The organism is Brevundimonas sp. Soil_N_31 (assembly GCF_057655995.1).
Map to the genome: position 1 here is coordinate 45,398 of NZ_JBDGLE010000005.1, position 24,337 is coordinate 69,734.

The 24,337-nt window shown below is 68.4% G+C and carries 21 protein-coding genes; 12 read left to right on the forward strand and 9 right to left on the reverse strand.

The window, feature by feature from the left end:
- Window positions 1–37: 37 nt before the first annotated feature.
- Both rpsO and pnp read left to right on the forward strand, forming a co-directional pair.
- Window positions 38–307 (forward strand): 30S ribosomal protein S15, encoded by a 270-nt coding sequence (rpsO, locus tag AC3A3G_RS09600; RefSeq protein WP_024354282.1) that lies wholly within the window; start codon window positions 38–40, stop codon window positions 305–307.
- 257 nt (window positions 308–564) lie between these two features.
- The gene (pnp, locus tag AC3A3G_RS09605; protein WP_125899566.1) at window positions 565–2,793 is read left to right on the forward strand and encodes a polyribonucleotide nucleotidyltransferase; all 2,229 of its coding nucleotides are present in this window, start codon (window positions 565–567) and stop codon (window positions 2,791–2,793) included.
- 260 nt (window positions 2,794–3,053) lie between these two features.
- On the opposite strand, the gene AC3A3G_RS09610 is transcribed toward pnp, so the two are convergent.
- Both AC3A3G_RS09610 and rph read right to left on the reverse strand, forming a co-directional pair.
- The gene (locus AC3A3G_RS09610) at window positions 3,054–3,428 is read right to left on the reverse strand and encodes a hypothetical protein (RefSeq protein ID WP_412876605.1); all 375 of its coding nucleotides are present in this window, start codon (window positions 3,426–3,428) and stop codon (window positions 3,054–3,056) included.
- A 66-nt stretch (window positions 3,429–3,494) separates the two neighbouring features.
- Window positions 3,495–4,220, reverse strand: coding sequence for a ribonuclease PH (gene rph, locus AC3A3G_RS09615; RefSeq protein ID WP_487488069.1), 726 nt, complete (start codon window positions 4,218–4,220; stop codon window positions 3,495–3,497).
- A gap of 44 nt (window positions 4,221–4,264) precedes the next feature.
- Here rph and AC3A3G_RS09620 point away from each other — a divergent pair, with 44 nt between their 5' ends.
- From AC3A3G_RS09620 to grpE, 3 genes are read left to right on the forward strand one after another with little or no spacing between them, the layout of a single operon-like run.
- Window positions 4,265–4,819: a GNAT family N-acetyltransferase gene (locus tag AC3A3G_RS09620; RefSeq protein ID WP_368922971.1), complete on the forward strand. Its 555-nt coding sequence runs from the start codon at window positions 4,265–4,267 to the stop codon at window positions 4,817–4,819.
- Window positions 4,816–5,910 carry a heat-inducible transcriptional repressor HrcA gene (gene hrcA, locus AC3A3G_RS09625; RefSeq protein ID WP_200168196.1) on the forward strand — a complete coding sequence of 365 codons (1,095 nt, stop codon included), beginning with the start codon at window positions 4,816–4,818 and terminating at the stop codon, window positions 5,908–5,910. Before AC3A3G_RS09620 ends, hrcA begins: the two co-directional genes overlap by 4 nt.
- A gap of 41 nt (window positions 5,911–5,951) precedes the next feature.
- On the forward strand, window positions 5,952–6,521 hold the full coding sequence (gene grpE, locus AC3A3G_RS09630; RefSeq protein WP_374759223.1) for a nucleotide exchange factor GrpE: 570 nt from the start codon (window positions 5,952–5,954) through the stop codon (window positions 6,519–6,521).
- 60 nt (window positions 6,522–6,581) lie between these two features.
- Here grpE and AC3A3G_RS09635 read toward each other — a convergent pair whose 3' ends face one another.
- On the reverse strand, window positions 6,582–7,559 hold the full coding sequence (locus AC3A3G_RS09635; protein ID WP_487488070.1) for a dienelactone hydrolase family protein: 978 nt from the start codon (window positions 7,557–7,559) through the stop codon (window positions 6,582–6,584).
- 73 nt (window positions 7,560–7,632) lie between these two features.
- Window positions 7,633–8,280, reverse strand: a complete 648-nt coding sequence (locus AC3A3G_RS09640; RefSeq protein ID WP_487488071.1) for an alpha-ketoglutarate-dependent dioxygenase AlkB — start codon at window positions 8,278–8,280, stop codon at window positions 7,633–7,635.
- Window positions 8,281–8,562: 282 nt separating this feature from the next.
- On the opposite strand from AC3A3G_RS09640, the gene dnaK reads away from it, so the two are divergent.
- The 3 genes from dnaK to dapB all read left to right on the forward strand — a co-directional run bounded on the left by dnaK (window position 8,563) and on the right by dapB (window position 12,619).
- Entirely contained in the window at window positions 8,563–10,470 is a 1,908-nt protein-coding gene (dnaK, locus tag AC3A3G_RS09645; protein ID WP_200168200.1) for a molecular chaperone DnaK, read from the forward strand.
- Between the two features lie 191 nt (window positions 10,471–10,661).
- A complete protein-coding gene (gene dnaJ, locus AC3A3G_RS09650; RefSeq protein WP_487488072.1) occupies window positions 10,662–11,873 on the forward strand; it encodes a molecular chaperone DnaJ in 1,212 nt (403 codons plus the stop codon).
- Complete coding sequence (gene dapB / locus AC3A3G_RS09655; protein ID WP_368922964.1) at window positions 11,870–12,619, forward strand: 4-hydroxy-tetrahydrodipicolinate reductase; 750 nt, start codon at window positions 11,870–11,872, stop codon at window positions 12,617–12,619. The genes dnaJ and dapB overlap by 4 nt, the downstream gene beginning before the upstream one ends.
- Window positions 12,620–12,690: 71 nt before the next feature.
- On the opposite strand, the gene AC3A3G_RS09660 is transcribed toward dapB, so the two are convergent.
- From AC3A3G_RS09660 to coaBC, 3 genes are read right to left on the reverse strand one after another with little or no spacing between them, the layout of a single operon-like run.
- On the reverse strand, window positions 12,691–13,092 hold the full coding sequence (locus tag AC3A3G_RS09660; protein ID WP_487488181.1) for a BLUF domain-containing protein: 402 nt from the start codon (window positions 13,090–13,092) through the stop codon (window positions 12,691–12,693).
- Window positions 13,093–13,140: 48 nt separating this feature from the next.
- Entirely contained in the window at window positions 13,141–13,590 is a 450-nt protein-coding gene (gene dut, locus AC3A3G_RS09665) for a dUTP diphosphatase (protein WP_487488073.1), read from the reverse strand.
- Between the two features lie 16 nt (window positions 13,591–13,606).
- Window positions 13,607–14,830 carry a bifunctional phosphopantothenoylcysteine decarboxylase/phosphopantothenate--cysteine ligase CoaBC gene (gene coaBC, locus AC3A3G_RS09670; RefSeq protein WP_487488074.1) on the reverse strand — a complete coding sequence of 408 codons (1,224 nt, stop codon included), beginning with the start codon at window positions 14,828–14,830 and terminating at the stop codon, window positions 13,607–13,609.
- A gap of 133 nt (window positions 14,831–14,963) precedes the next feature.
- On the opposite strand from coaBC, the gene AC3A3G_RS09675 reads away from it, so the two are divergent.
- Window positions 14,964–15,476, forward strand: coding sequence for an S-type pyocin family protein (locus AC3A3G_RS09675; protein ID WP_487488075.1), 513 nt, complete (start codon window positions 14,964–14,966; stop codon window positions 15,474–15,476).
- A gap of 11 nt (window positions 15,477–15,487) precedes the next feature.
- On the opposite strand, the gene AC3A3G_RS09680 is transcribed toward AC3A3G_RS09675, so the two are convergent.
- Complete coding sequence (locus AC3A3G_RS09680; protein WP_487488076.1) at window positions 15,488–16,351, reverse strand: glutamate racemase; 864 nt, start codon at window positions 16,349–16,351, stop codon at window positions 15,488–15,490.
- Between the two features lie 122 nt (window positions 16,352–16,473).
- Between AC3A3G_RS09680 and AC3A3G_RS09685 the strand changes: the two genes are divergently transcribed.
- Complete coding sequence (locus AC3A3G_RS09685; RefSeq protein ID WP_487488077.1) at window positions 16,474–18,657, forward strand: M3 family metallopeptidase; 2,184 nt, start codon at window positions 16,474–16,476, stop codon at window positions 18,655–18,657.
- A 159-nt stretch (window positions 18,658–18,816) separates the two neighbouring features.
- Window positions 18,817–19,782: a magnesium and cobalt transport protein CorA gene (locus AC3A3G_RS09690; protein WP_200168208.1), complete on the forward strand. Its 966-nt coding sequence runs from the start codon at window positions 18,817–18,819 to the stop codon at window positions 19,780–19,782.
- On the opposite strand, the gene ppc is transcribed toward AC3A3G_RS09690, so the two are convergent.
- The gene (gene ppc, locus AC3A3G_RS09695) at window positions 19,783–22,488 is read right to left on the reverse strand and encodes a phosphoenolpyruvate carboxylase (protein ID WP_487488078.1); all 2,706 of its coding nucleotides are present in this window, start codon (window positions 22,486–22,488) and stop codon (window positions 19,783–19,785) included.
- Between the two features lie 317 nt (window positions 22,489–22,805).
- Between ppc and ffh the strand changes: the two genes are divergently transcribed.
- Window positions 22,806–24,329, forward strand: a complete 1,524-nt coding sequence (gene ffh / locus AC3A3G_RS09700; protein ID WP_003166662.1) for a signal recognition particle protein — start codon at window positions 22,806–22,808, stop codon at window positions 24,327–24,329.
- The last annotated feature ends 8 nt before the right edge of the window (window positions 24,330–24,337 follow it).

Consider the following 24,337-nt stretch of genomic DNA (forward strand, 5'->3'; position numbering starts at 1 on the left):
TCCGCGAGGCGAGCGATAGGGCAAGAAAGGACTCTCGATGTCGATTACGGCTGAACGTAAAGCTGAAGTCATCGCCGACAACGCTCGCTCGACGGGCGACACCGGTTCGGCTGAAGTGCAGGTCGCGATCCTGACGGAACGCATCGCCAACCTGACCGAGCACTTCAAGACCCACAAGAAGGACAACCACTCGCGTCGTGGCCTGCTGAAGCAGGTTTCGCAGCGTCGTCGCCTTCTGGACCACCTGAACAAGACCGACAGCGCCCGCTATCAGGCGCTGATCGCCAAGCTGGGCCTGCGTCGCTAAGGCGCCCCCGGTTGCGGATCGGATAATTCCACGAGGCGCGGGCGGACACGTCCGCGCCTCGTTCCGCTCCTAGACTACGCTTTCCCGTGCGCCGCGGGTCTTACCGGCGCAACCGACGCGAGGGCCTGAAATCCGGTCCTCAATCACCCGTCCGGCCGCGATGACGCGGCCTGGCTAATGGGGACCGCAGGACTGAACGGCCTGCCGCTCCGCACACCCCCGACGGGAATACGCCCGCGGGAGACGAAAGAAGAATAATGTTCGACATCAAACGCAAGACGATCGAGTGGGCCGGACGCCCGCTGACGCTGGAAACCGGCCGCATCGCCCGTCAGGCTGACGGCGCCGTGCTGGCGACCTACGGCGAGACCGTGGTTCTGGCCACCGTCGTCTATGGCCGCCAGCCCAAGCCGGGCCTGGATTTCTTCCCGCTGACCGTCAACTACCAAGAGAAGACGTTCGCCGCCGGCAAGATCCCGGGCGGCTACTTCAAGCGTGAAGGCCGTCCGACCGAGAAGGAGACCCTGGTCTCTCGCCTGATCGACCGCCCGATCCGCCCCCTGTTCGTCAAGGGCTTCAAGAACGAGACCCAGGTCATCGTCACCGTGCTGCAGCACGACCTTGAGAACGATCCCGACATCCTGGGCATGGTCGCCGCCTCGGCCGCCCTGACCCTGTCGGGCGTGCCCTTCATGGGCCCGATCGGCGCCGCGCGCGTCGGCATGATCGACGGCGAGCTGGTGCTGAACCCCGCCATCGACCAGATGGGCGAAAGCGCCCTGGACCTGGTCGTCGCCGGTACGCAAGACGCCATCATGATGGTCGAATCCGAAGCCAAGGAGCTTTCGGAAGACACCATGCTGAAGGCCCTGATGTTCGCGCACGCGGGCATGCAGCCGGTGATCGACGCCATCATCGAACTGGCCGAGCACGCCGCCAAGGAGCCGTTCGACTTCCAGGCCGAAGACCACTCGGACGTCGTCGCCTCGATCAAGAAGCTGGTCGGCGAGGACATCAAGGCCGCCTACGCCCATCCGGGCAAGTATGAGCGCCGCTCGGGCGTCGACGCCGCGAAGAAGACCGCCGCCGCCGCCCTGGTCAAGACCGACGAGAACCCCGAGGGCGTCGACTCGTCCAAGTTCTCGGCCGCCTTCAAGGAATGCGAAGCCGATGTCCTGCGTCGCGACATCATCGAGAACAGCCACCGCGTCGACGGCCGCGCCCTGGACAAGGTCCGCGCCATCGTCTCGGAAGTCGGCGTCCTGCCGCGCACCCACGGTTCGTCGCTGTTCACGCGCGGCGAAACCCAGGCCCTGGTCGTCGCCACGCTCGGCACCGGCGAGGACGAGCAGTACATCGACAGCCTGACGGGCACCTACAAGGAGTCCTTCCTGCTGCACTACAACTTCCCGCCCTATTCGGTCGGTGAAGCGGGCCGCATGGGCTCGCCGGGCCGTCGCGAAATCGGTCACGGCAAGCTGGCCTGGCGCGCCATCCGTCCGATGCTGCCGTCGAAGGAAGACTTCCCCTACACCATCCGTCTGGTGTCGGAGATCACCGAGTCCAACGGCTCGTCCTCGATGGCCACGGTCTGCGGTTCGTCCTTGGCCCTGATGGACGCGGGCGTGCCGCTGGTCCGTCCGGTCTCGGGCATCGCCATGGGCCTGATCCTGGAGCCGTCGGGCGAGTTCGCCATCCTGTCGGACATCCTGGGTGACGAAGATCACCTGGGCGACATGGACTTCAAGGTCGCAGGCACCTCGGAAGGCATCACCAGCCTTCAGATGGACATCAAGGTCGCCGGCATCACCAAGGAGATCATGCAGCAGGCCCTGACGCAGGCTTCGGCCGGTCGTCTGCACATCCTCGACGAAATGTCGAAGGCGATGGAGGCCCCGCGCGCCGAGCTGGGCGAGTTCGCTCCGAAGATCGAATCCATCAAGATCGCGGTCGACAAGATCCGTGAAGTGATCGGTTCGGGCGGCAAGGTCATCCGCGAGATCGTGGAAAAGACCGGCGCCAAGATCGACATCGGCGACGACGGCACCATCAAGATCGCCGCCAACGAGCAAGAGAAGATCGAAGCCGCCAAGGCCTGGATCCAATCGATCGCCTCGGAGCCGGAAGTCGGCACCATCTACACCGGCAAGGTCGTGAAGGTCGTCGACTTCGGCGCCTTCGTGAACTTCTTCGGCGCCAAGGACGGCCTAGTCCACGTGTCCCAGATCGCTCTGGAGCGCGTCGCCAACCCGGCCGACGTCCTGTCGGAAGGCCAAGAGGTCAAGGTCAAGTTCCTGGGCTTCGACGATCGCGGCAAGACCAAGCTGTCGATGAAGGTCGTCGATCAGGAAACCGGCGAGGACATCACCGACAAGATCAACGCCGAGCGCGCTGAACGCGGTGAAGCCCCGCTGTCGGAAGACACTGGCGGCCGTCCCAAGGGCGACCGCAACGGCGGCGACCGCGGCCGTCGCCGTCGCGACTAAGCCTCGGCGTCATCGCTGAACTGAAGAAGGCCCCGGCGGAGCGATCCGCCGGGGTCTTTTTTGTGCGCTATCGCTCGCGACGCGGTCGCGCGCTGCTTGAGCGCGCTTTCTCCCTCCCCTTCATGGGGAGGGTGGCCGAGCCCGTCAGGGCGAGGTCGGGTGGGGGCGGCAGGAGAAATCAGGCGCAACGCTCGTAATCGCTGGCCCTCCCCACCCGGTCTTCGCTTCGACCACCCTCCCCATGAAGGGAAGGGAGAAGATCAGCCCTTGCATTCTTTCGGAGGGGTTTCGCCGTCGCGGGTCCACATCGCGCAGGAACGGTCGATCTCGCCCTGGATCAGGTCGCAAGGGTTGGAGGCGTGGCAGGGCGGGCGGGTCGCTGGGCTGACGGCGATGCAGCGCTGGACCAAGCGGGCGGAAGCCGCTTCGCCCAGGGTCTCAAGGCAGGGGCGTGCGTCGATCGGAACTCGTTGTGGCGCCATGTCCGGGCCTTCGGGCAGGCGGGCCTCGGGCTCGCGGGCGTGGGAAGGCGCAGGCGCCGGGACCGGCGCGGAGGCCGCCGGCTCCGGGCGCGGCTGGCAGGCGGCGAGCAGGCCGCTGAGGATCAGGCAGGCCAGAAGGGACGGTCGGGTCATGCGGGGGCTCCGGATCGGGGTTCGCCTGTCAATGACGATGACCCCGATCCGGCTCCGCGAAAAGCCTTATCGGCGGGCGGCTTCGACGGCGGCGCGCTGCAGGGCGAACAGTTCGGTGCAGCCGATTTCCGCCAGTTCGAACAGACGGTCGAACTCGGCCCGGCTGAAGCCGCGCTTCTCGCCGGTGGCCTGGATTTCGACGATCTGGCCCGCGCCGGTCAGCACGAAGTTGCTGTCGGCCTCGGCGGTGGAGTCTTCCTCATAATCGAGGTCCAGCACCGGCAGATCCTTGAACACGCCGCACGACACGGCCGCCACCTGATCCAGGATGGGGTCGGTCGTCAGCACGCCCTCGTCCTTGAGGTAGTTGAGGGCCGAGGCCATCGCCACCCAGGCGCCGGTGATGGAGGCGGTGCGGGTGCCGCCGTCGGCCTGGATGACGTCGCAGTCGATCAGCACCTGACGCTCGCTCAGCGCCTTCAGGTCGACCACGGCGCGCAAGGAACGACCGATCAGGCGCTGGATTTCCTGAGTGCGGCCCGACTGCTTGCCGGCGGCGGCTTCGCGGCGGCCGCGCGTGTGGGTGGCGCGGGGCAACATGCCGTATTCGGCCGTGACCCAGCCCTGGCCGGTGTTGCGCATCCAGCCCGGCACCTTCTCCTCGATCGAGGCCGTCACCAGCACCTTGGTGTGGCCGAAGGACACCAGGCACGAGCCCTCGGCGTAGCGGTTGACGCCGGTTTCCAGCGTGACGGTGCGGAGTTGTTCGGGGGTGCGTTCGGACGGGCGCATGGGAATTCCTTGGAAGCGGGATGGCGCGTGCTTATCCTGAAACCATGAGCCTGTCCCGCCCTGACCTGTCTGTCGTGCGCCTTCGCCCGGCCGTGGCCGCCGACGCTGAGATCCTGGCGCGCTGGGATGAAGCGCCGCACGTCGTCGCCTGCCTGACCGACGACCCCGACCATCATGAGGCGGCCGACTGGGCCGAGGAGCTGGCTGCGCAGTCCGACGTCTTCCGCTACTTCATCGCCGAGGTCGACGGCTGTCCGATCGGGGCCATGCTGGACATCGACCCTGCGGGCGAACCCAACGGCTACTGGGGCGAGATCGAGCCGAACCTGCGCGCCCTCGATATATGGATCGGCGAGGCCCACGCCCTGAACCGGGGCCATGGGACGCAGATGATGGCCCAGGCGTTGGACGCCTGTTTCGCCCGCCCGCAGATCGAGGCGGTGGTGATCGATCCGCTCAACTCCAATACCGAGGCGCATCGCTTCTATCAGCGGTTGGGCTTCCGGCCGGAGGGGCGGCGCGTCTTCAACGGGGCGGACGACTGCCTGGTCCATCGCCTGACCCGCGCGGACTGGGCGGCGCGGAGGATGGCGGCATGAGTCTGCTGCATCCTTCGCCCGGCCTGGCGACGCTGGATGCGCGGGCGCGCGACATCTTCCGCCGGGTGGTCGAAAGCTATCTGGAGACGGGCGAGCCGGTGGGGTCGCACACCCTGTCGCGCGCGGGGCTGGACCTGTCGCCCGCCTCGATCCGCAACACCATGCAGGCGTTGACGCAGGCCGGGCTGCTGGCCTCGCCGCACGCCTCGGCCGGGCGGGCGCCGACCCATGCGGGGCTGCGGCTGTTCGTGGACGGCCTCTTGGAGGTCGGCGACATCGGTCAGGAGGAGCGGCGCGAGATCGACGCCCGGCTGGCCGTGCTGGGCGCCAAGGGCGGCGGACGCAATGTCGAGGAGGCGCTGGATGCGGCCTCGTCCTTGCTGTCGGGTCTGGCGGGCGGGGCGGGCATCGTCGCCAGCCCGGTGCGCGAGGCCGGGGTGCGTCATGTCGAGTTCGTGGCCCTGGGCGGGGGGCAGGCGTTGGCGGTGCTGGTCGCCGACGACGGGGTGGTCGAGAACCGGCTGATGAGCCTCCAGCCCGGCGTCACCCCCTCGACCCTGCAGGAGGCGTCGAACTTCCTTAGCGCGCGGCTGAAGGGGCGCCCGCTGGCCGAGGCCCGGCATGAGATGAAGGCCGAGATGGAGGCCGCGCGGCGTGATCTGGACGCCGCCGCCGCCCGCCTGGTCGAAGACGGGCTGGCGGCCTGGAGCGGCGGCGCAGGCGGCGGGGGGCATGACCGCAACCTGATCGTGCGGGGGCGCGGCAATCTGTTGCAGGACGCCCGCGCGGCCGAGGATCTGGAGCGGGTGCGCGTCCTGTTCGACGACCTGGAGCAGAAGGAACAGCTGATCGGTCTGCTGGACGACGTCGGCGCGGCCCAGGGCGTGCGCATCTATATCGGCGCGGAAACGCGACTCTTTTCGCTTTCGGGTTCCGCCGTGATCGCGGCGCCCTATATGTCGGGCCGGCAGCGGGTGCTGGGCGCCATCGGCGTCATCGGGCCCGCGCGGTTGAACTACGCCCGTGTCATACCGTTGGTGGACTATACCGCCCGGGTGCTGGGCCGGATTCTGGACGGACAAGAGACGTGAACGACATCAACGACGAGACGCGGGACCAACTCGAGCAGGACATCCACGAGGCGGACCTCGCGCCCGAGGGCGACGATACCGCCGTGGTCGACGCCCTGATCGCCGAGCGCGACCAGTGGAAGGATCGCGCCCTGCGCGCCGTGGCCGAGGCCGAGAACGTCAAGCGCCGCGCCGAGACGCAGCAGAACGACGCCCGCGCCTACGCCATCCAGCGCTTCGCCAAGGATCTGCTGGGCGTGGCCGACACGCTGGAGCGCGGTCTGGCGACAGCGCCCAAGGACGCCGACGGCCCGGCGGCCGCCATGCTCACGGGGCTGGAGCTGACGCAGAAGTCCCTGCTGTCGGCCTTCGAGGCCAACGGCCTGACCCGCGTCGATCCGGCGCCGGGCGACGCCTTCGATCCGCACCTGCACCAGGCGATGATGGAGCAGCCTTCGGACACCGTGCCGGGCGGCGCCGTCATCCAGACGCTGCAGCCGGGCTACGCCCTGTTCGGCCGCACCGTGCGCGCGGCCATGGTGGTGGTCGCGGCCAAGGGCTCGGGCGCGGCGGCGGGCGGCGCCTATGCCGATCCCAACACGACCGGCGGGAATTTCGACGCCAAGGCCTGAGGCTTTCGCGCGCTGAAACGACGACGGCCCGGTGCAGATGCGTCGGGCCGTTTTCTTTGCTCAGCTTCCCGCGCCGCGCTTGCGGCCAAAGCACTGGGCCCCGGCGTCCGCCGGGGTGAGCGGAAGGAAGGGCCAGTTTTTCAATCTCGTATCGAACAGTTCGAGCAGCCGCCGCCAGCCGTCCTTGGCGTCCGCCTCGCGGTAGGAGGCGCGGTAGTCGGCGTGGAAACCGTGCGGGGCGTCGTCGTAGAGGATGATCTGGCTGTCGCTCCGGCCGGCGGCAGCCAGGGCGTCGTTCATCGCCTTGACCGTGTCGTTGGGAATGCCGCTGTCTGCACCGCCGTAGAGGCCCAGCACGGGGGCTTTCAACTTGCCCGCCAGGTCGATGGGCCAGGGGCGGCCCGCCGTCTTCTGTTCGTCGGTGGCCGTGTCGGCGGGGGACAGGCGGCCGTACCAGGCGACCCCGGCGTCCAGCGTCGGGAAGCGGGCCATGGCCTGCCACACCACCTTGCCGCCCCAGCAGAAGCCGGTGATCCCGACCTTGTCGGCCTTGGCCCAGGACTGGGCGCCGATCCAGTCCAGCGTGGCGCCGATATCGCCCATCACCTGGTCGTAGCCGGCGGCGGCGACGATGCGCATGATGGCCTGCATGTCGCTGAGCGGAGCCGGGTCTTGCACGCGGACGAAGAAGGCGGGGGCCACGGCGGCATAGCCCGCCTTGGCCAGGCGGCGGCAGACGTCGCGGATGTATTCATGCACGCCGAAGATTTCGGACACGACGATCACGACGGGGAAGGGGCCGGGGCCGTCGGGTCGGGCGACATAGGCGGGCAGGGCGAAGCCGTCGGGCGCCGGATAGGTCGCGTCGGCCGTGACCAGGCCCGCCGTGTCGGTGGCGATCGGCCGGGCCGACTGGCTGAGGGCGGCGGGGGCGTAGGCGGCGAAGAACAGCCCGCCCGCCGTCGCCACGCCCAGGCTGCGGCGGCTGGGGGCGATCTGGTCGGGGCTCAGGCCCTCGGGCCGGGTGATCAGGGTCATCTCGGGTCTCCGGTCGGCGCTGTGGAAGTCGCGACAGTGCCCCGGCTTTCGCCGCCGCGTCGAGTCCTTCGGTCTAGCCCGCGACCCGCAGGGTCAGGTTAACCCGCCCGCCGCCCGGCAGAAGCCGCGACGACCCCGCCAACAGCCGATCGATCCCGTGACGCGCCAGCCGCGCCGGTCCGGTCAGGGCGCAGACGTCGCCCGAGGCCAGGCGCACGCTGGCCGTCCTGCCGCCTTCGGCCGGGCCGATGCGGAACACCGCCGTGTCGCCCAGGGAGATCGACAGCACGGGCGCCGTCAGATCGCGCTCGTCCCGGTCCTGATGCAGCCCCATCTTCGCCTCGCCCTGATAGAGGTTGACCAGGCAGGCGTCGGGCGGGCTCGGCCAGCCGGTCAGGGCGTCCCACAGGCTCAGAAGCCGGGGCGGAATGGCGGGCCAGGGCGCGCCGGTCGCCGGATGGGTCGGCTGATAGCGATAGCCTTGGCGGTCCGACACCCAGCCCAGGGCGCCGAAATTGCTCATCCGCACTGAAAACGGCCGCCCGCCGGGCGTCACCGGCCGATAGAGGGGCGCCGCCTCCAGCCCTCGCCGCACCTCGGCCAGCAGTTCGGCCTGTTCCGCAGCGTCCAGCAGGCCGGGCCACAGACGAAAGCCGGGCAGGGCGGTCGGCGCTTCCCTCAGCTCTTTTCTGGACGGTTGCGGGCTGTTTTGCGGGATCATCGGCCGAATTTAGCGGCGTCGCGCCGCCTTGTCCGCCATAAGGCGCGGAATCGGCCCGGAACCGGTCGGAAGGCCTTGCAGCCCCTGCGGTCTTTCCCATATCCGAGCCAATCCGGCGATAACCCCCTATTCGTTAGGGGCTTGCTCGCCGATCCCATCCACCGCCGAACCGGGCCTCGTCCGGCGCGGCATGATTTCAAAAGCCCATCTGGGGGCGGTCACGCGCGGCGCTTGATCCAAGGCCGCCGCATCGCCCGCCGCAAGGAGTGAAAAGACAAGCCCATGGCCAAGATCATCGGCATCGACCTCGGCACGACCAACTCGTGCGTCGCCGTCATGGACGGCAAGAACCCCAAGGTCATCGAGAACGCCGAAGGCGCCCGCACCACCCCGTCGGTGGTCGCCATTCAGGACGGCGGCGAAATCCTCGTCGGCCAGCCCGCGCGCCGTCAGGCGGTGACCAACCCCGCCAACACCTTCTTCGCCATCAAGCGCCTGATCGGCCGCAATTTCGATGACCCGGTGGTGGCCAAGGACAAGGGCATGGTGCCCTTCGAGATCGTCAAGGGCCCGACCGGCGACGCCTGGGTCCAGGCCCACGGCAAGGACTATTCGCCCCAGCAGGTTTCGGCCTTCACCCTGGGCAAGATGAAGGAGGCCGCCGAGGCCTATCTGGGCGAGAAGGTCACCCAGGCCGTCATCACCGTTCCGGCCTATTTCAACGACGCCCAGCGTCAGGCCACCAAGGACGCCGGCAAGATCGCCGGTCTGGAAGTCCTGCGCATCATCAACGAGCCGACTGCGGCGGCCCTGGCTTATGGCCTTGAGAAGAACGACGGTCAGAAGATCGCCGTCTACGACCTGGGCGGCGGCACCTTCGACGTCTCGATCCTGGAAATCGGCGACGGCGTGTTCGAGGTGAAGTCGACTAACGGCGACACCTTCCTGGGCGGTGAAGACTTCGACATGCGTCTGGTCGACTACCTGGCCGACGAGTTCAAGAAGGAGCAGGGCGTCGACCTGCGCCAGGACAAGCTGGCCCTGCAGCGCCTGAAGGAAGAGGCCGAAAAGGCCAAGAAGGAGCTGTCCTCGACGACCCAGTACGAGGTCAACCTGCCGTTCATCACCATGAACGCCTCGGGCCCGCTGCACCTGAACATCAAGCTGTCGCGCGCCAAGCTGGAAGCTCTGGTGGACGACCTGATCCAGCGGACGATCGAGCCCTGCGCCAAGGCGCTGAAGGACGCGGGCCTCAAGGCCTCGGACATCGATGAAGTCGTTCTGGTCGGCGGCATGACCCGCATGCCCGCCGTGCAGGAAGCCGTGAAGAAGTTCTTCGGCAAGGAGCCGCACAAGGGCGTGAACCCGGACGAGGTCGTGGCCCTGGGCGCCGCCGTTCAGGCCGGCGTTCTGCAAGGCGACGTCAAGGACGTGCTGCTGCTGGACGTGACGCCTCTGACTCTGGGCATCGAGACCCTGGGCGGCGTGTTCACGCCGCTGATCGAACGCAACACGACGATCCCGACCAAGAAGGCCCAGGTCTTCTCGACCGCTGACGACAATCAGTCGGCCGTGACGATCCGCGTCTTCCAGGGCGAGCGCCCGATGGCCGCCGACAACAAGGTGCTGGGTCAGTTCGACCTGATGGGCATCCCGCCCGCACCGCGCGGCATGCCGCAGATCGAGGTCGCTTTCGACATCGACGCCAACGGCATCGTCCACGTCACGGCCAAGGACAAGGCGACGAACAAGGAACAGTCGATCCGCATCCAGGCCAACGGCGGCCTGTCGGACGCCGACATCGAGAACATGGTCAAGGAAGCCGAGGCCAACGCCGCGGCCGACAAGGCCCGCAAGGAACTGGTCGAGGCCCAGAACGGCGCCGACAGCCTGGTCCACTCGACCGAGAAGGCTCTGGCCGAGCACGGCGACAAGATCGACGACGCGACCAAGGCGACCATCCAGTCGGCCCTGGACGATCTGAAGTCGGCCAAGGACGGCACGGACCCCGAGGCCATCCGCGAGAAGACCAACACCCTGGCGCAGGCTTCGATGAAGCTGGGCGAGGCCATGTACGCCGCCCAGCAGGGCGGGGCTGAAGGCGACGCCGAGGGCCAACCGGCCGACGACGGCGTGGTCGACGCCGAGTTCGAGGAAGTCTCGGACACGGACGAGAAGAAGGACGCCTAACCCGGCGCCTCGCTAATGTTCGGCCCCGCTTGCCAGACGGCAGGCGGGGCCGTTTCATGAAACTTGCATCATTCGACCGGGCGCCCATGTCATCAGGCAGGCCGTCGGTCATCCGCGAACGGAACGCCTCCAGATCAAGAGAGGCCGAACAGCACCCTGGCGCGGCGGGAAAGTAAGAGGACGAACGCCTGATGGCGCAACGTGACTATTACGAGATTCTGGGGGTCGAGCGGACGGTGGACGCCGTCGTGCTCAAGAGCGCCTATCGCAAGCTGGCGATGGAGCACCACCCCGACCGCAACGGCGGCTCCGAAGAGTCCGTGGCCCGCTTCAAGGAAATCTCCGAGGCCTACACCGTCCTGTCGGACGAGCAGAAGCGCGCGGCCTATGACCGTTTCGGCCATGCGGGCGTGAACGGCGGCGGCGCGGGCGGCGGCAACCCCTTCGGCCAGGGCGGCGGCCAGGGCTTCCACGACATCAACGACATCTTCTCCCAGGTCTTCGGCGACGCCTTTGGAGACGCCTTCGGCGGCCGGGGCGGCGGGCGCCAGCAACAGAGCGGCCCGCGTCGCGGCTCGGACCTGCGCTACGACCTCGAGATCACGCTGGAGCAGGCCTACAAGGGCGCCGAGGTTGAGATCGCCATCCCGACCCTGATGACCTGCGAGGTCTGCGACGGCTCGGGCGCCAAGGCGGGCACCAAGCCGAGCATCTGCTCCACCTGCGGCGGCGCCGGTCGCGTGCGCCAGGCCAACGGCTTCTTCCAGGTCGAGCGCACCTGCCCCCGCTGCGGCGGTTCGGGCGAGATGATCGCCGATCCCTGCACCAACTGCCGGGGCCACGGCCAGGTCCGCAAGACCCGCAAGCTCAGCCTCAAGGTGCCGGCGGGCGTCGACGACGGCTCGCGCATCCGCCTGTCGGGCGAGGGCGAGGCGGGCCAGCGCGGCGGACCGCGGGGCGACCTCTATGTCTTCCTGTCGGTGCTGCCGCACGAGCTGTTCGAGCGCGACAACCTGGACCTGCTGGTCACGGTGCCGGTGCCGATGACGGTGGCGGCGCTGGGCGGCATCGTCGACGCCCCCTGCCTGGTCTCCGACGCCTGCGACGGCAAGTGCAGGGCGGCGGTCGATGTGCCCGCGGGCGCCCAGACGGGCAAGACCGTCCGCATCAAGGGCAAGGGCATGCCGCACCTGAACGGGCGCGGTCGCGGCGACCTGGTGGTCGAACTGTTCGTCGAGACGCCGACCGAACTGACCGCGCGTCAGAAGGAGCTGCTGACCGAACTGGCGGACTCCCTGGGCGAGACCCAGACGCCGCGCAACACCAGCTTCGCCGGCAAGGCCAAGCGCTTCTGGGCCGACATCCTGGGCGGCGACGCCGATAATCCGAAAGAGACCGCGTGAGCGACATCTTCCACGCCGGCATTTCCGGCGCCCGGGGCCGCATGGGCCGCGCCGTTTCTCAGGTTCTGGACGCCCGCGAGGACGTGGTGGTCGCCGCTCGTTTCGATCGTGGCGAGACGGTCGATCTGAAGCTGTGCGACGTCATCATCGACTTCTCGACGCCCGAGGCGTCGGTCGCCCTGGCCAAGGCTTGCGCCGAGGCGGGCGGACCGGCGCTGGTCGTCGGCTCCACCGGCCTGACGCCGGAACAGGAGGCCGAGATCGAGGCCGCCGCCGAGAAGATCGCCATTGTCATGAGCGGCAATTTCTCGCTGGGCGTGAACATCCTGATCGGCCTGGTCGAGCACGCGGCCTTGCGGCTGGACGCGCGCGATTGGGACATCGAGGTGTTGGAGACCCATCACCGGCGCAAGGTCGACGCGCCCTCGGGCACGGCCCTGATGCTGGGCGAGGCCGCCGCCAACGGCCGGGGCCGCGATCTGAAAGAGCTGCGCAGCGCCCCTTACGACGGCATCACCGGCCCGCGCGAAACGGGCAAGATCGGCTTCGCCAGCCTGCGGGCGGGCGGGGTGATCGGCGACCACACCGTCATGTTCGCCTCGGAGGACGAGATGCTGACCCTGTCGCACTCGGCCATGGACCGCAGCCTGTTCGCCAAGGGCGCGGTGGCCGCCGCCGCCTGGGTGCGCAACCGCCGCCCCGGCCTCTACGACATGCAGGACGTGCTGGGCTTCCGTCAGGCGTGATGCTGGGTGGGGCGCTGGCGCGCCCCTGCGCTATCGTGCGCCGCGCGGCGGCTCGCTGCCTGAGCGCGGTGTCAGGCCGGTTCGGTCAGGAGGGCGCCCATGGCCTCGCGCCAGGCGATCAGGTCGTCGGAGCGCCGAGCGATCAGGCGGCTGAGCGCATCGCACCGACCGAGCGTCGGGGCGGTCATGCCCCAGGCGGGGAAGGCGCGCCGCTCGATCCGGCCGCGCGCCACGATCTCGATCTCCTCGTGCCGCTCGTCGAAATGCAGATGCAGCATCAGGATGTCTAGGGCGGTGGGGGAGCCCTCCAGACATTGAACGAACACGCCGTCCTGCAGGGTCAGCGCTCCCGTGATGCCGTTGCGGGCGTTCAGGAAGGCGGCGACGTGAACGATGTCGGCCATCGCCGCCGCCTCCTCGTCCGGCGCCAGTTGCGAGCGGCTGCAATAGACGAGCTGGTCCAGCGTGTTCATGACGGCCACGCTAGAGCCATATTTGCAAGGATGAAAGTGACGCTTTCGTCAACGTCCGGTTGAGCCGAAGCCGCCGCCGCCGCGCGCGGTCTCGTCCACCGCCTCGACCTCGACCATCCGGGCCTGCTCGTAGCGGGCGATGACCATCTGGGCGATGCGGTCGCCGCGCTCGATCTCGAACGGCAGCTCGCCGTGGTTGATCAGGATGACCCCGATCTCGCCGCGATAGTCGCTGTCGATGGTGCCCGGCGAATTGGGCGCCGAGATGCCGTGCTTCAGCGCCAGGCCCGAACGCGGGCGCACCTGGGCCTCATAGCCGGGTTCCAGGGCGATCTTCAGGCCGGTGGGGATCAGCTTGCGCTGACCGGGCTCCAGCACCAGCGTTTCGCCCTCGCTGATGGCGGCGCGCAGGTCCATGCCCGCCGAACCGGCGGTCTCATAGGCGGGCAGGGCCAGACCCTCGGCGTGGGGCAGGCGTTCGACGCGGATGGTGGTCATGACGGGGAGGTCTCTTCTAGGCCTTGAAGTGATCGGCGATGCGTTGGGCGAGCTTCCTCGCCACTTCGGTCTTGGACTGGCGCGGCCACGGCTCGTCGCCGTTTTGCGTGAACAGGGTCACGGCGTTGCCGTCCGAACCGAAGACCTCGTCCGAGACGTCGTTGCCGACGATCCAGTCGCAACCCTTGCGCGACAGCTTGGCGCGGGCGTTGGCCTCCAGGTCGCTGGTCTCGGCGGCGAAGCCGACCACCAGTTTCGGGCGGCGCGGGCCGGGGGCGGAGACGCCCGCCAGGATGTCGGGGTTCTCGATCAGGGCCAGCGACGGCGGACCGCCGGGCTTCTTCTTGATCTTGCCTGAAGCGACGCCGTCCACGCGCCAGTCGGCGACGGCGGCGCTCATCACGGCGATGTCGGCGGGAAGAGCCGCCTCAACGGCGGCTTTCATCTCAGTGGCGGCCTCGACCCAGACGCGGGTCACGCCGACAGGGGCGTCCAGCGCCACCGGGCCGGAGATCAGCGTCACCTGCGCGCCCAGTTCGGCCAGGGCGCTGGCGACGGCGTAGCCCTGCTTGCCGCTGGAACGGTTGGTCAGGCCGCGCACCGGGTCGATCGGCTCGAAGGTCGGCCCCGCCGTGACCACGGCGGTCCGACCCGTCAGCGGGCGGCCGTCCGGTCCCGCCAGCAGGCGGGCGGCGGCGTCGAAGATGACCGGCGGTTCGGCCATGCGGCCCGGCCCGAACTCGCCGCAGGCCATGATCCCGTCGTCCGGCCCGACCACGGCCATGCCGTGAAAGCCGTCGAAGCCCTTCAGCCGCTCGACATTGGCCCGCACCGCCGGGTGCAGCCACATGCGCACGTTCATGGCCGGGGCCAGCAGCACCTTCTTGTCGGTGGCCAGAAGCGTGGTCGAGGCCAGGTCGTCGGCCATGCCGTTGGCGGCCTTGGCGATCAGTCCGGCCGTGGCGGGCGCCACCACCACCAGATCGGCCCAGCGCGACAGCTCGATATGGCCCATGGCCGTCTCGTCTTCCGGCATGAACAGATCCTGCCGCACCGGATGGCCGGTCAGGGCCGCCAGCGACATGGGGGTGACGAACTCGGCGCCGGCCTTGGTCAGCACGGCCATCACCTCGGCGTCCGCCTTCTTGAACAGGCGGATCAGCTCCAGCGCCTTATAGGCGGCGATGCCGCCGCCGACGATCAGCAGGATTTTGCGGCCGGAAAGCGAGGGTGCGGTCATGACGAAATCTGTAGCCGGGCGGGGTGACGGCGTCGAGACAAAGCGACGTCGCTGACGTTTCCATCAATGGAACATTGCCGGAACAAAAATTGTATGCCTAACTGCGTTCGGCGGGTTTTCAGGAGGGGATGCCATGCATATGCGGATGTCTGCGGCCCTGGCTGCGGCGGTTCTGGTTCTGGCGGGATGCGACAGCGGCGGCTCGGCGGTCGAGACGCGGGAGCGCAGCACGGCCGAACCGGTCGGCCTGGTTTCAGAGGGGGCGCGAGACGGCGTGGCGGATGCCGCGCCGCTGGAAGCGGCCAAGCCGCCGGTCACGGCCAATCGGCGGGAAACCGCCGACGCCAAGGTGCAGCGGCTGTATGAGCGCAACGGCGCGGACTTCGGCGCCAGGTCGGCCGAGGATTATCTGCAGAAGGTTCAGGCCTTCACCGAGAGCACGCCGTCCGGCACCGAGACGGTGAAGCGGCCGAACGGCGACACCCTGTTCTATCAGGCGTCGACCAACACCTTCGCCGTGGTGGACCGCAACGGCGTGCCGCGCACCATGTTCAAGCCGGACGACGGCCCGGCCTATTGGGCGCAGCAGAAGGAGCGGGCCCCGACCTTCGGCCAGCGACGCAACGGGGCGCGTTCCGCTGAATAGCGGGCCTTGTCTCAGGCCGGATCGAACGTCAGGGGCGCGCCCCAGAACTGGGCGACCAGGTCCGACTGCGGGCCGGGCGTGCCCGTGGTCAGGAAGTCGCGGCGCGCGGACGAGCCCAGGTCGTATTCCGGATGGCGGTCGAAATAGCGTTCCAGAGAGTCGGCCACGGCGGCGGGCTGGCTGATGACCTGGACGCCGGGCGGCAGGGCCTGGGCGAACAGATCGGCGACGATCTCATAGTGGGTGCAGCCCAGGATGGCCTTGTCCGGGTGGCGGCCGATGCGGCGGCGCAGGGCGTCGACGTGGTCGTCGACCACCACCTTCAGCTCCTCGGGCGGGGCGCCCAGCTCGATCAGACCGGCCAGACCGGGGCAGGCCTCGGTGAAGACGGCCAGGTCGTCGCGGCGCTTGTCGATCTCGATCTCATAGACCCGGCTCATGGCCGTGGCGGCGGTGCAGAAGACGCCGGTGATGTCGATCGCCTGCTTCTTCTCGCCTTCCAGCCGTCCGTTGCGCTCGGCCTCGAACGACCAGGGCAGGCCGGTGGCCGCCTCGATGGTCGGGACGATGATGCCCAGGACGTTGACCGGGCGGCCCAGCTTTTCGCGCATCCCCGGAATCCAGGTCTGCTGCAGGCGACGCAGGGCGATGGCCGAGGCCGTGTTGCAGGCCAGCACGACCACGGAGGCGCCCGCCTCGAACAGGCGCTCGCACCCGGCGCGCGTCAGTTCGACGATATCCTCGCCGTTGCGCCCGCCATAGGGTGCGTGGGCCTGATCGCCCAGATAGATGAAGTCCCGCGTCGGAAAGCGGGTCGTGAGTTCGCGGTGGACCGTCAGGCCCCCCACGCCGGAGTCGAAAACGCCTATCGCCATGAGCGGCCTTTAGACCCACGGGGTTTCGCCGTCCAATGGTTAGGATTACATCGACTGCATGCGACGGCTCCGTCATCCGGACAGGCGGCCGCGTCAGAACAACAAACGGTTGGGAGAACCGGATGCACAGACGTCATCTTCTCATCGGGGGCGCGAGCCTCTTCGCCCTGTCGGGCTGCGCCTCGGCCGGGGCCGTGGAGAACGCCGTGAGCGGCGCCGTCGCCGCCCTGACGACCGCCGATGAGGCCCGCATCGCCCGCGCCGTCCTGCCGGCCGCCGCGCCGCGCGCCGAGCTGTTGCAGCCGTGGACAGGCCCCTATGAGGGCGTGCCGCCGTGGGACAAGGTGACGGCGCCCAAGATGCGCGAAGCCATCCTGGAAGGCATCGAACTGCAACGCGCCGACATCGCCGCGATCGCGAACAACGCCGAAGCCCCGACCTTCGCCAACACCATGGCGGCGATGGAGATGGCGGGCGAGCCGCTGGACCGCGCCATGAACGTGTTCAGCGTCATGACCTCGAACATCGGCGGCGAGCAGTGGGACGTGCTGGAGACCGAGCTGTCGCCGATCCTGTCGGCCGCCTCGGACGAGATCACCTTCAACGAGAAGCTGTTCGCCCGCATCAAGGCCGTGGCGGACGGCGCCGACGCGGCGGGCCTGAACGCCCAGCAGAAGCGTCTGGCCGAACGCAGCCGCGACGCCTTCGTGCGCAACGGCGCCGCCCTGAACGCCGCCGGCAAGGCCGAGCTGGGCCGCATCAACACCGACCTGTCGAACGCCTTCACCGGCTTCGGCCAGAAGGTGGTCGCCGACGAGAACACCTGGACCGTCATCGCCAATGAGGCCGGTCTGAAGGGCCTGCCGGACTCGAACAAGGCCGCCGCCGCCGCGGCTGCGCGCACGCGCAACGTCCAGGGCTGGGTCATCGTCAACACCCGCTCCAGCGTCGATCCCTTCCTGACCTTCGCCGACGATCGCGCCCTGCGTCAGCAGGTCTGGACCAAGTTCGCCAAGCGCGGCGACAACGGCGACGCCAACGACACCAAGTCGACCATCGCCCGCATCGTCGCCCTGCGTCAGCAGCGCGCCCGCCTGCTGGGCTTCGGCAACCACGCCGAATGGCGCATGCAGGACACCATGGCCAAGACCCCGGCCGCGGCGATGGACCTGATGCAGCGCGTCTGGGCCCCGGCCAAGGCCCGCGTCGTCGAGGAAGTCGCCGACATGAAGGCGATCGCCGGTCACGACATCGAGCCGTGGGACTACCTCTACTACGCCGAGAAGGTGCGTAAGGCGAAGTACGACCTCGATCAGAACGAGCTGAAGCCCTACTTCGAACTGCACGCCGTGCGCGCGGCCTCCTTCTACATGGCCGAGCGCCTGTACGGCTTCGTCTTCAAGCCACTGCCCAAGGGCGCCGTCTCGACCTTCGAGCCGGACGTGACCACCTATGAGGTCACCGACAAGGCCACCGGCAAGCTGATCGGCCTCTACTACGCCGACGACTTCGCCCGTCCGGGCAAGCGTTCGGGCGCCTGGATGACCACCTATCGCTCGTTCTCGAAGCTGACGGGTTCGAAGCCGATCCTGGCCTCGAACAACAACAACTTCGTCAAGGCGCCGGACGGTCAGCCGCTGCTGATCTCGCTGGACGACGCCGAGACCCTGTTCCACGAGTTCGGCCACGCCCTGCACTACTTCTCGTCGGTGGTGACCTATCCGTCGTTCGGCAACACGCCGCGCGACTTCGTGGAATATCCGTCGCAGGTGCACGAGCACTGGGTGCTGAGCCGCCCGATCCTCGACGGCTACATGAAGCACGTCGAGACCAAGCAGCCGATGCCGCAGGCGCTGGTGGACAAGATCGAGGCCTCCTCGACCTTCAACCAGGGTTACGCCACGGTCAGCTACCTGTCCTCGGCCCTGGTCGACATGGACCTGCACACCCAGGCGACGCCGCCGACCGACATTGACGCCTTCGAAAAGGCCTCGCTGGGCCGTCTGGGCATGCCCAAGGAGATCGTGATGCGGCACCGCCTGCCGCAGTTCAATCACCTGTTCACCTCGGATGCCTATTCGGCCGGCTACTACTCCTACCTGTGGTCGGAAGTGATGGACGCCGACACCTGGGCCTACTTCGAGGAGTCGGGCGACGTCTTCAACCCGGACATCGGCGGCCGCTTCAAGTCGATCATCCTGGCGCCGGGCAACACCACGGACCGCGGCGACGCCTATCGCCAGTTCCGCGGCCGCAACCCGGACGTGGCGGCCCTGCTGAAGGTGCGCGGCTTCCCGACTTCTTAAGAGGGGGCCTACCGCTCATTTTGAGTGGCCTATCGGCCTTCGGCCTACTTGAGGCCGTTGGCTAACAAAGTTGAAGGGGCCTGGCGGAGAAATCCGCCGGGCCTTTTCTATTTCGGCCGGGGTGGCGTAAGCCTTGGCCATTCAGTTGAAGGAGCGCCCATGAGCGTCGTCGCTTCCTACGTCTACAAGGACGGCAAGCGGGTGCGCGAGGCGCCGCTGACGGATCAGGGCCTGGCCCTGGCCAAGGGCGAATACCTGTGGATCGGTCTGCATGAGCCGACGGACGATGAGTTCGACGTCCTGGTCCGCCGTTTCCACCTGCACCCCCTGGCGGTCGAGGACGCCCTGACGGCGCACCAGATCCCCAAGCTTGAGGTCTATGGCTCCGAGCTCTTCATCGTCGCCCGCACGGCCCAGGCCAAGGGCGATCGCATCTTGTACGGTGAAACCCACGTCTTCGTTGGCCCCAACTACGTCATCACCATCCGTCACGGCTCGGCGCGCGCCCACACCCAGCTGCGCGCCCAGCTGGAGGCCTCGCCGCACCAGTTGAAGCACGGCCCGGACTTCATCCTGCACGGAGTGCTGGACTTCATCGTCGACGGCTACATCCCCATCATCGACGCCATCGAGGACAAGGTGCTGGAGATGGAGCAGGTCGCCCTCGACAGCTTCCTGTCGCGCGCCGACATCACCCGCCTGTTCCAGCTGCGCCGCGAACTGCTCAAGTTCAGCCGAGTGCTGGGGCCGATGGAGGAGGTCTGCGTCAAGCTGCAGTCGCTGGACCTGCCCTGCATCGACCGCGAGGTCCGCCCTTACTTCCGCGACGTGGCCGACCATGTGCGTCGCGTCGCCAGCCGGGCGGCGGGTCTGCGCGACATCCTGGCCTCGGTGTTCGAGGTGTCTAACCTGCTGGAGCAGCAGCGCCAGGGCGTCATCACCCGCAAGCTGGCCGCCTGGGCCGCCATCCTGGCGACGCCGACGGCTGTGGCGGGCATCTACGGCATGAATTTCGACTACATGCCCGAGCTGCGCTGGACCTATGGCTATCCGGCGGTGCTGGCCTTGATCGTCGCCATCTGCATCGGCCTGTACGTCACCTTCAAGCGGACCCGGTGGCTGTGATCAGCCGCTGTTCCTGAGACCCGCCGCCACGCCGTTGATGGCGAGCAGGATGCCGTTGCTGACGCGTGGGTCGTCGTCGCCTGCGCGACGTCGGCGGATCAGCTCGATCTGCACATGGTTCAGCGGCTCGACATAGGGCATGCGTTGGCGGATCAGCCGATCCAGTTCGGGCTGGCCGCCCAATAGAGTCTGTTGGCCGGTGATCGACAGGACGGCCGCGACGGTGCGGTCCCACTCGGCGCGGATGGCGTCATAGATCCGTTCGGCCAGGGCGGCGTCGGGGACCAGTCCGGCGTAGCGGCGCGCGATGGCCATGTCGGCCTTGGCCATCACCATCTCCATGTTCTGGACCACGGTGCGGAAGAAGGGCCAGGCCTCGGCCATGGCGCGCAGTTCGGCCGGGTCTTCGCCCTGAACCGCCGAGCCGAAGCCGAACCAGCCGGGCAGCATGACCCGCGACTGCGACCAGCTGAACACCCAGGGAATGGCGCGCAGATCTTCGATGGTGGGGGAGGCGGTGCGGCTGGCCGGGCGCGAACCGATCTTCAGGTCGGCGATCTCGGCGATGGGGGTGGCGGCGCGGAAATAGTCGACGAAGCCCGGCGTCTCATAGACGAGGGCGCGATAGGCCTTCATCGAGGCGGCGGACAGGCGCGCGGCCGTGGCCCCGTGCTCGGCGCTGTAGTCCGCGTCGGACTGCGGCCCCAACGAGGCCAGCAGGGTTCCGCAGGTCAGGGCGTCGAGGTTGCGCTGGGCGACTTCCGGTTCGCCGTATTTGTTGGCGATGACCTCGCCCTGTTCGGTGACGCGGATGCGGCCCGCGACGGTGCCGGCGGGCTGGCCCAGCACGGCCGAGAAGGCGGAACCGCCGCCGCGCCCGACGGCGCCGCCTCGGCCGTGGAAGAGTTGCAGCCGGACCCCCGCCGCGCGGGTGACGTCCAGCAGGGCGCGCGAGGCCTCGTGCAGCTCCCACCCCGAGGTCAGGTAGGAGCCGTCCTTGTTGGAGTCCGAATAGCCGATCATCACCTCCTGCACCCCGCGCGCCTCGGCCACGGCGCGAGCCGAGGGTTCGGCCAGGACGCGCTCCAGCGTGGCGCGGGCGGCGCGCAGATCGTCGATGGTCTCGAACAGGGGGGCGGCCTGAATGGGGCAGGCGCCCGGGTCGGCCGGGTCGTAGAGGCCGACCTCCTTGAGCAGCAGATAGACCTCCAGCATGTCCGAGGCGGCGTCGGTCTTGGACACGATGTGGGTGCGGATCGCTTGGGGACCGAAGGTTGAAAGGGCCTCGGCGGCGGCCTGAAGGATGGCGCGCTCCTTCAGCGTCTCGGGCGCATAGTCGGCATAGGGCGAGAAGAGGGGCCTGGGGCTGGCCAGTTCGTGCGCCAGCACGGACAGGCGTTCGGCTTCGTCCAGGGCGGCGTAGTCGGGGCAGACGCCCGCGACCTTCAGCAGGTCGGCGACCACGCGCTGATGCACGTCGGAGTTCTGGCGCAGGTCCAGCGTCGCCATGTGGAAGCCGAACACGTCCGCCGCCGTGATCAGCCGCGCCAGCCTGTCGTCGGCGAAGACGGCGCCGTGGGTCAGCACCAGACTGTCGTGCAGCACGTTCAGGTCGGCGCGGAAGGCGTCGGGTGCGTCGTAGGGCGGAGCCTTAAACCGGGCCGGACGGGGCGTCGGCTCGCCGGTCAGGACGGGGTAGGCGGCCGACAGGCGGGCGTAGATCTGGCTGAGCCCCCGGCGATAGGGCTCGTCCGCGCGCTGGATGGAGGCGTCGCCCGACCCTTGCGCCAGGGCGGCCAGTTCGGGCGTGACGCGGGTCAGGTCGATGGACAGGCTGAGTTCGGCGCCCAAGGCGTGCACCTCGTCCAGATAGAAGCCCAGCGCCGCGCGGGCCTGGCTGCGGACGGCGGCGCGCAGGGTGTCGGCATCGACATTGGGGTTGCCGTCGCGGTCGCCGCCGACCCAGGAGCCGATGCGCACGAAGGGCGTCAGGTCCGGCGCGTCCAGCAGGCGACGCCACTCGGCCAGCTGGGCCGGGGCGACGTGCAGGAAGATGCGTTGCAGCCAGTCGACCACGGTGTCGATCTCGTCCTGCACCACCAGGGCCGAGGCGCGGGTCAGCCGCGTGGCCCACAGGATGACGATCTGACGGCGCAGGGCCGCCTTCAGGGTTTCGGCGTCGCAGGCGATCCCGTCGCGGTCGCAGCCGTCCAGCAGCTCGCCGACCGCCGTGGTGCGGTCGATGACGCTCTTGCGCCGCACCTCGGACGGGTGGGCGGTCAGCACCGGCGAGATCAGGGCCTGCGCCAGCAGGTCGCGCACGGCGTCCTGGTCGACGCCCGCTCCGGCCAGACGCTTGAGCACGCCCTCGGGGGTGTCGGCTCGTTCGCCAGCCTCGGCCTGGGCCTGGGCGCGGCGCTTGCCCGCCCGGTCCTCGGCGACATTGGCCAATAGGGAGAAGGCGGCGAAGCCGTGCGTCAGGCCGATCGCCTGATCCAGCGAGAGCTCGCCCAGCAGACGCTCCAGCTCCGAAGCGCCGTCCGATCCCGGATCGCGATGATAGGCCACCGAGGCCTGACGCACCGCCTCGATCCGGTCGTAGAGATCCTGGCCGCCCTCATCGCGGATCACCTCGCCCAGCAGGGCGCCCAGCAGCCGGACCTCGTCGCGGAGGCGATCATGGGGAAACTCGGGGGTCTGGGTCATGTGGATCGTCTCTCAGCGGGGAGGCCGGACAGGAACCGTATCAGCGGGATCCGAGCGCGCCAGCCCATGCTGCAACGCAGAAACCCTTTGTGTGGTCGCCTTTCGTCGCGAGAAACGGAGTCGACATCGCCTTGCTTTTCCGCCATAAGCCGCGACTTCCGGCGCAATTGAACCTGCGCCTCCACCGGGACGACCCCATCCTTTCATGGATGGATGAGCCCGGAGAGGGCCTCTGTCGACGTGATCGTTCGCAGAGGTCGCCCGCCTATGGGCGTTTCTCACGGAGGCTTAAGGCCCAGGCGCATGAAAGGGTTTGAATGTTCGAGGCTCTGAACGAGCGGCTGACAGGCGTCTTCGACCGGATCACCGGTCGCGGCGCCCTGTCCGAAAAGGATGTCGAGGAGGCCCTGCGTGAGGTCCGCGTCGCCCTGCTCGAGGCCGACGTCGCCCTGCCGGTGGTCAAGGACTTCATCGCCCGCGCCAAGACGGCCGCGACCGGCGAGGAGGTCATCCGCGCGGTCAAGCCCGCCGATCAGGTGGTCAAGATCGTCTATGACGGCCTGGTCGAGATGCTGGGCGGCGAAGAGCCGGTTCCGCTGAACACCAATGCGACCCCGCCCGCCGTCGTGCTGATGGCCGGTCTGCAGGGCTCGGGCAAGACGACGACCTCGGCCAAGCTGGCCCTGCGTCTGTCGAAGTTCGACAAGAAGAAGGTCATGATGGCCTCGCTGGACACGCGGCGTCCGGCGGCCATGGAACAGCTGGCCACCCTGGGCCAGCAGATCGAGGTCGCGACCCTGCCGATCGTGGCGGGCGAGAGCGCGGTCCAGATCACCCGCCGCGCGCTGCAGTCGGCCAAGCTGCAGGGCTTTGACGTCCTGATCCTCGACACCGCCGGCCGCATCACCCTGGACGAAGGGCTGATGAATGAGGTGGCCGAGGTCGCCGAGATCGCCAAGCCGGTCGAGACCCTGCTGGTCGCCGACAGCCTGACGGGTCAAGACGCGGTGCGCACGGCCGCCGCCTTCCACGAGCGTCTGCCGCTGACTGGTTTGGTGCTGACCCGCGCCGACGGCGACGGGCGCGGCGGCGCCATGCTGTCGATGCGCGCCGTCACCGGCCTGCCGATCAAATATCTGGGCGCGGGCGAAAAGGTCGATGCGCTGGACGTCTTCGACGCCCGCCGCGTCGCCGGCCGCATCCTGGGTCAGGGCGACATCGTCGCCCTGGTCGAGAAGGCCGCGGGCGAGCTGGATCAGGCCAAGGCCGAGAAGATGGCCCGCAAGCTGGCCAAGGGCCAGTTCGATCTGGACGATCTGGCGGGCCAGCTGAACCAGATGAAGAAGATGGGCGGTCTTCAGGGCATCATGGGCCTGCTGCCCGGCGTGGCCAAGCTGAAGAACCAGATGGCCGAGAACAACGTCTCGGACAAGATGATCGACCGCCAGCTGGCCGTCATCAGCTCCATGACCAAGGCCGAGCGCAAGAAGCCGGACCTGCTGAACGCCAGCCGCAAGAAACGTGTCGCCAAGGGCGCCGGGGTCGAGGTTCAGGACATCAATCGCCTGCTGAAGCAGCACCGACAGATGGCCGACATGGTCAAGTCGTTGTCCAAGGGCGGCGGCAAGAACCTGCAGAAGATGGCCTCCATGATGGGCGGCCTGCCCGGCATGGGCGGCGGCGGTCCGGACATGAACCGCCTGAAGGCCCTGGGCGGCGGCAAGATGCCGGAACCCTCGGCCGATGAAATGAAAGCCATTCAGGACCGCCTGGCGGGTCTGGGCGGCGGACAACTTCCGGGGGGCCTTCCGGGTCTGCCGGGCTTCCCCAAAAAGAACTAACGCCTTTC

Bases quoted from the DNA above. Each gene is read 5' to 3' on its own strand.
- rpsO (WP_024354282.1), top strand. From the start codon at position 38: ATGTCGATTACGGCTGAACGTAAAGCTGAAGTCATCGCCGACAACGCT.
- pnp (WP_125899566.1), top strand. From the start codon at position 565: ATGTTCGACATCAAACGCAAGACGATCGAGTGGGCCGGACGCCCGCTG.
- AC3A3G_RS09610 (WP_412876605.1), bottom strand. From the start codon at position 3,428: ATGACCCGACCGTCCCTTCTGGCCTGCCTGATCCTCAGCGGCCTGCTC.
- rph (WP_487488069.1), bottom strand. From the start codon at position 4,220: ATGCGCCCGTCCGAACGCACCCCCGAACAACTCCGCACCGTCACGCTG.
- AC3A3G_RS09620 (WP_368922971.1), top strand. From the start codon at position 4,265: ATGAGCCTGTCCCGCCCTGACCTGTCTGTCGTGCGCCTTCGCCCGGCC.
- hrcA (WP_200168196.1), top strand. From the start codon at position 4,816: ATGAGTCTGCTGCATCCTTCGCCCGGCCTGGCGACGCTGGATGCGCGG.
- AC3A3G_RS09635 (WP_487488070.1), bottom strand. From the start codon at position 7,559: ATGACCCTGATCACCCGGCCCGAGGGCCTGAGCCCCGACCAGATCGCC.
- AC3A3G_RS09640 (WP_487488071.1), bottom strand. From the start codon at position 8,280: ATGATCCCGCAAAACAGCCCGCAACCGTCCAGAAAAGAGCTGAGGGAA.
- dnaK (WP_200168200.1), top strand. From the start codon at position 8,563: ATGGCCAAGATCATCGGCATCGACCTCGGCACGACCAACTCGTGCGTC.
- dnaJ (WP_487488072.1), top strand. From the start codon at position 10,662: ATGGCGCAACGTGACTATTACGAGATTCTGGGGGTCGAGCGGACGGTG.
- AC3A3G_RS09660 (WP_487488181.1), bottom strand. From the start codon at position 13,092: ATGAACACGCTGGACCAGCTCGTCTATTGCAGCCGCTCGCAACTGGCG.
- dut (WP_487488073.1), bottom strand. From the start codon at position 13,590: ATGACCACCATCCGCGTCGAACGCCTGCCCCACGCCGAGGGTCTGGCC.
- coaBC (WP_487488074.1), bottom strand. From the start codon at position 14,830: ATGACCGCACCCTCGCTTTCCGGCCGCAAAATCCTGCTGATCGTCGGC.
- AC3A3G_RS09675 (WP_487488075.1), top strand. From the start codon at position 14,964: ATGCATATGCGGATGTCTGCGGCCCTGGCTGCGGCGGTTCTGGTTCTG.
- AC3A3G_RS09680 (WP_487488076.1), bottom strand. From the start codon at position 16,351: ATGGCGATAGGCGTTTTCGACTCCGGCGTGGGGGGCCTGACGGTCCAC.
- AC3A3G_RS09685 (WP_487488077.1), top strand. From the start codon at position 16,474: ATGCACAGACGTCATCTTCTCATCGGGGGCGCGAGCCTCTTCGCCCTG.
- AC3A3G_RS09690 (WP_200168208.1), top strand. From the start codon at position 18,817: ATGAGCGTCGTCGCTTCCTACGTCTACAAGGACGGCAAGCGGGTGCGC.
- ppc (WP_487488078.1), bottom strand. From the start codon at position 22,488: ATGACCCAGACCCCCGAGTTTCCCCATGATCGCCTCCGCGACGAGGTC.
- ffh (WP_003166662.1), top strand. From the start codon at position 22,806: ATGTTCGAGGCTCTGAACGAGCGGCTGACAGGCGTCTTCGACCGGATC.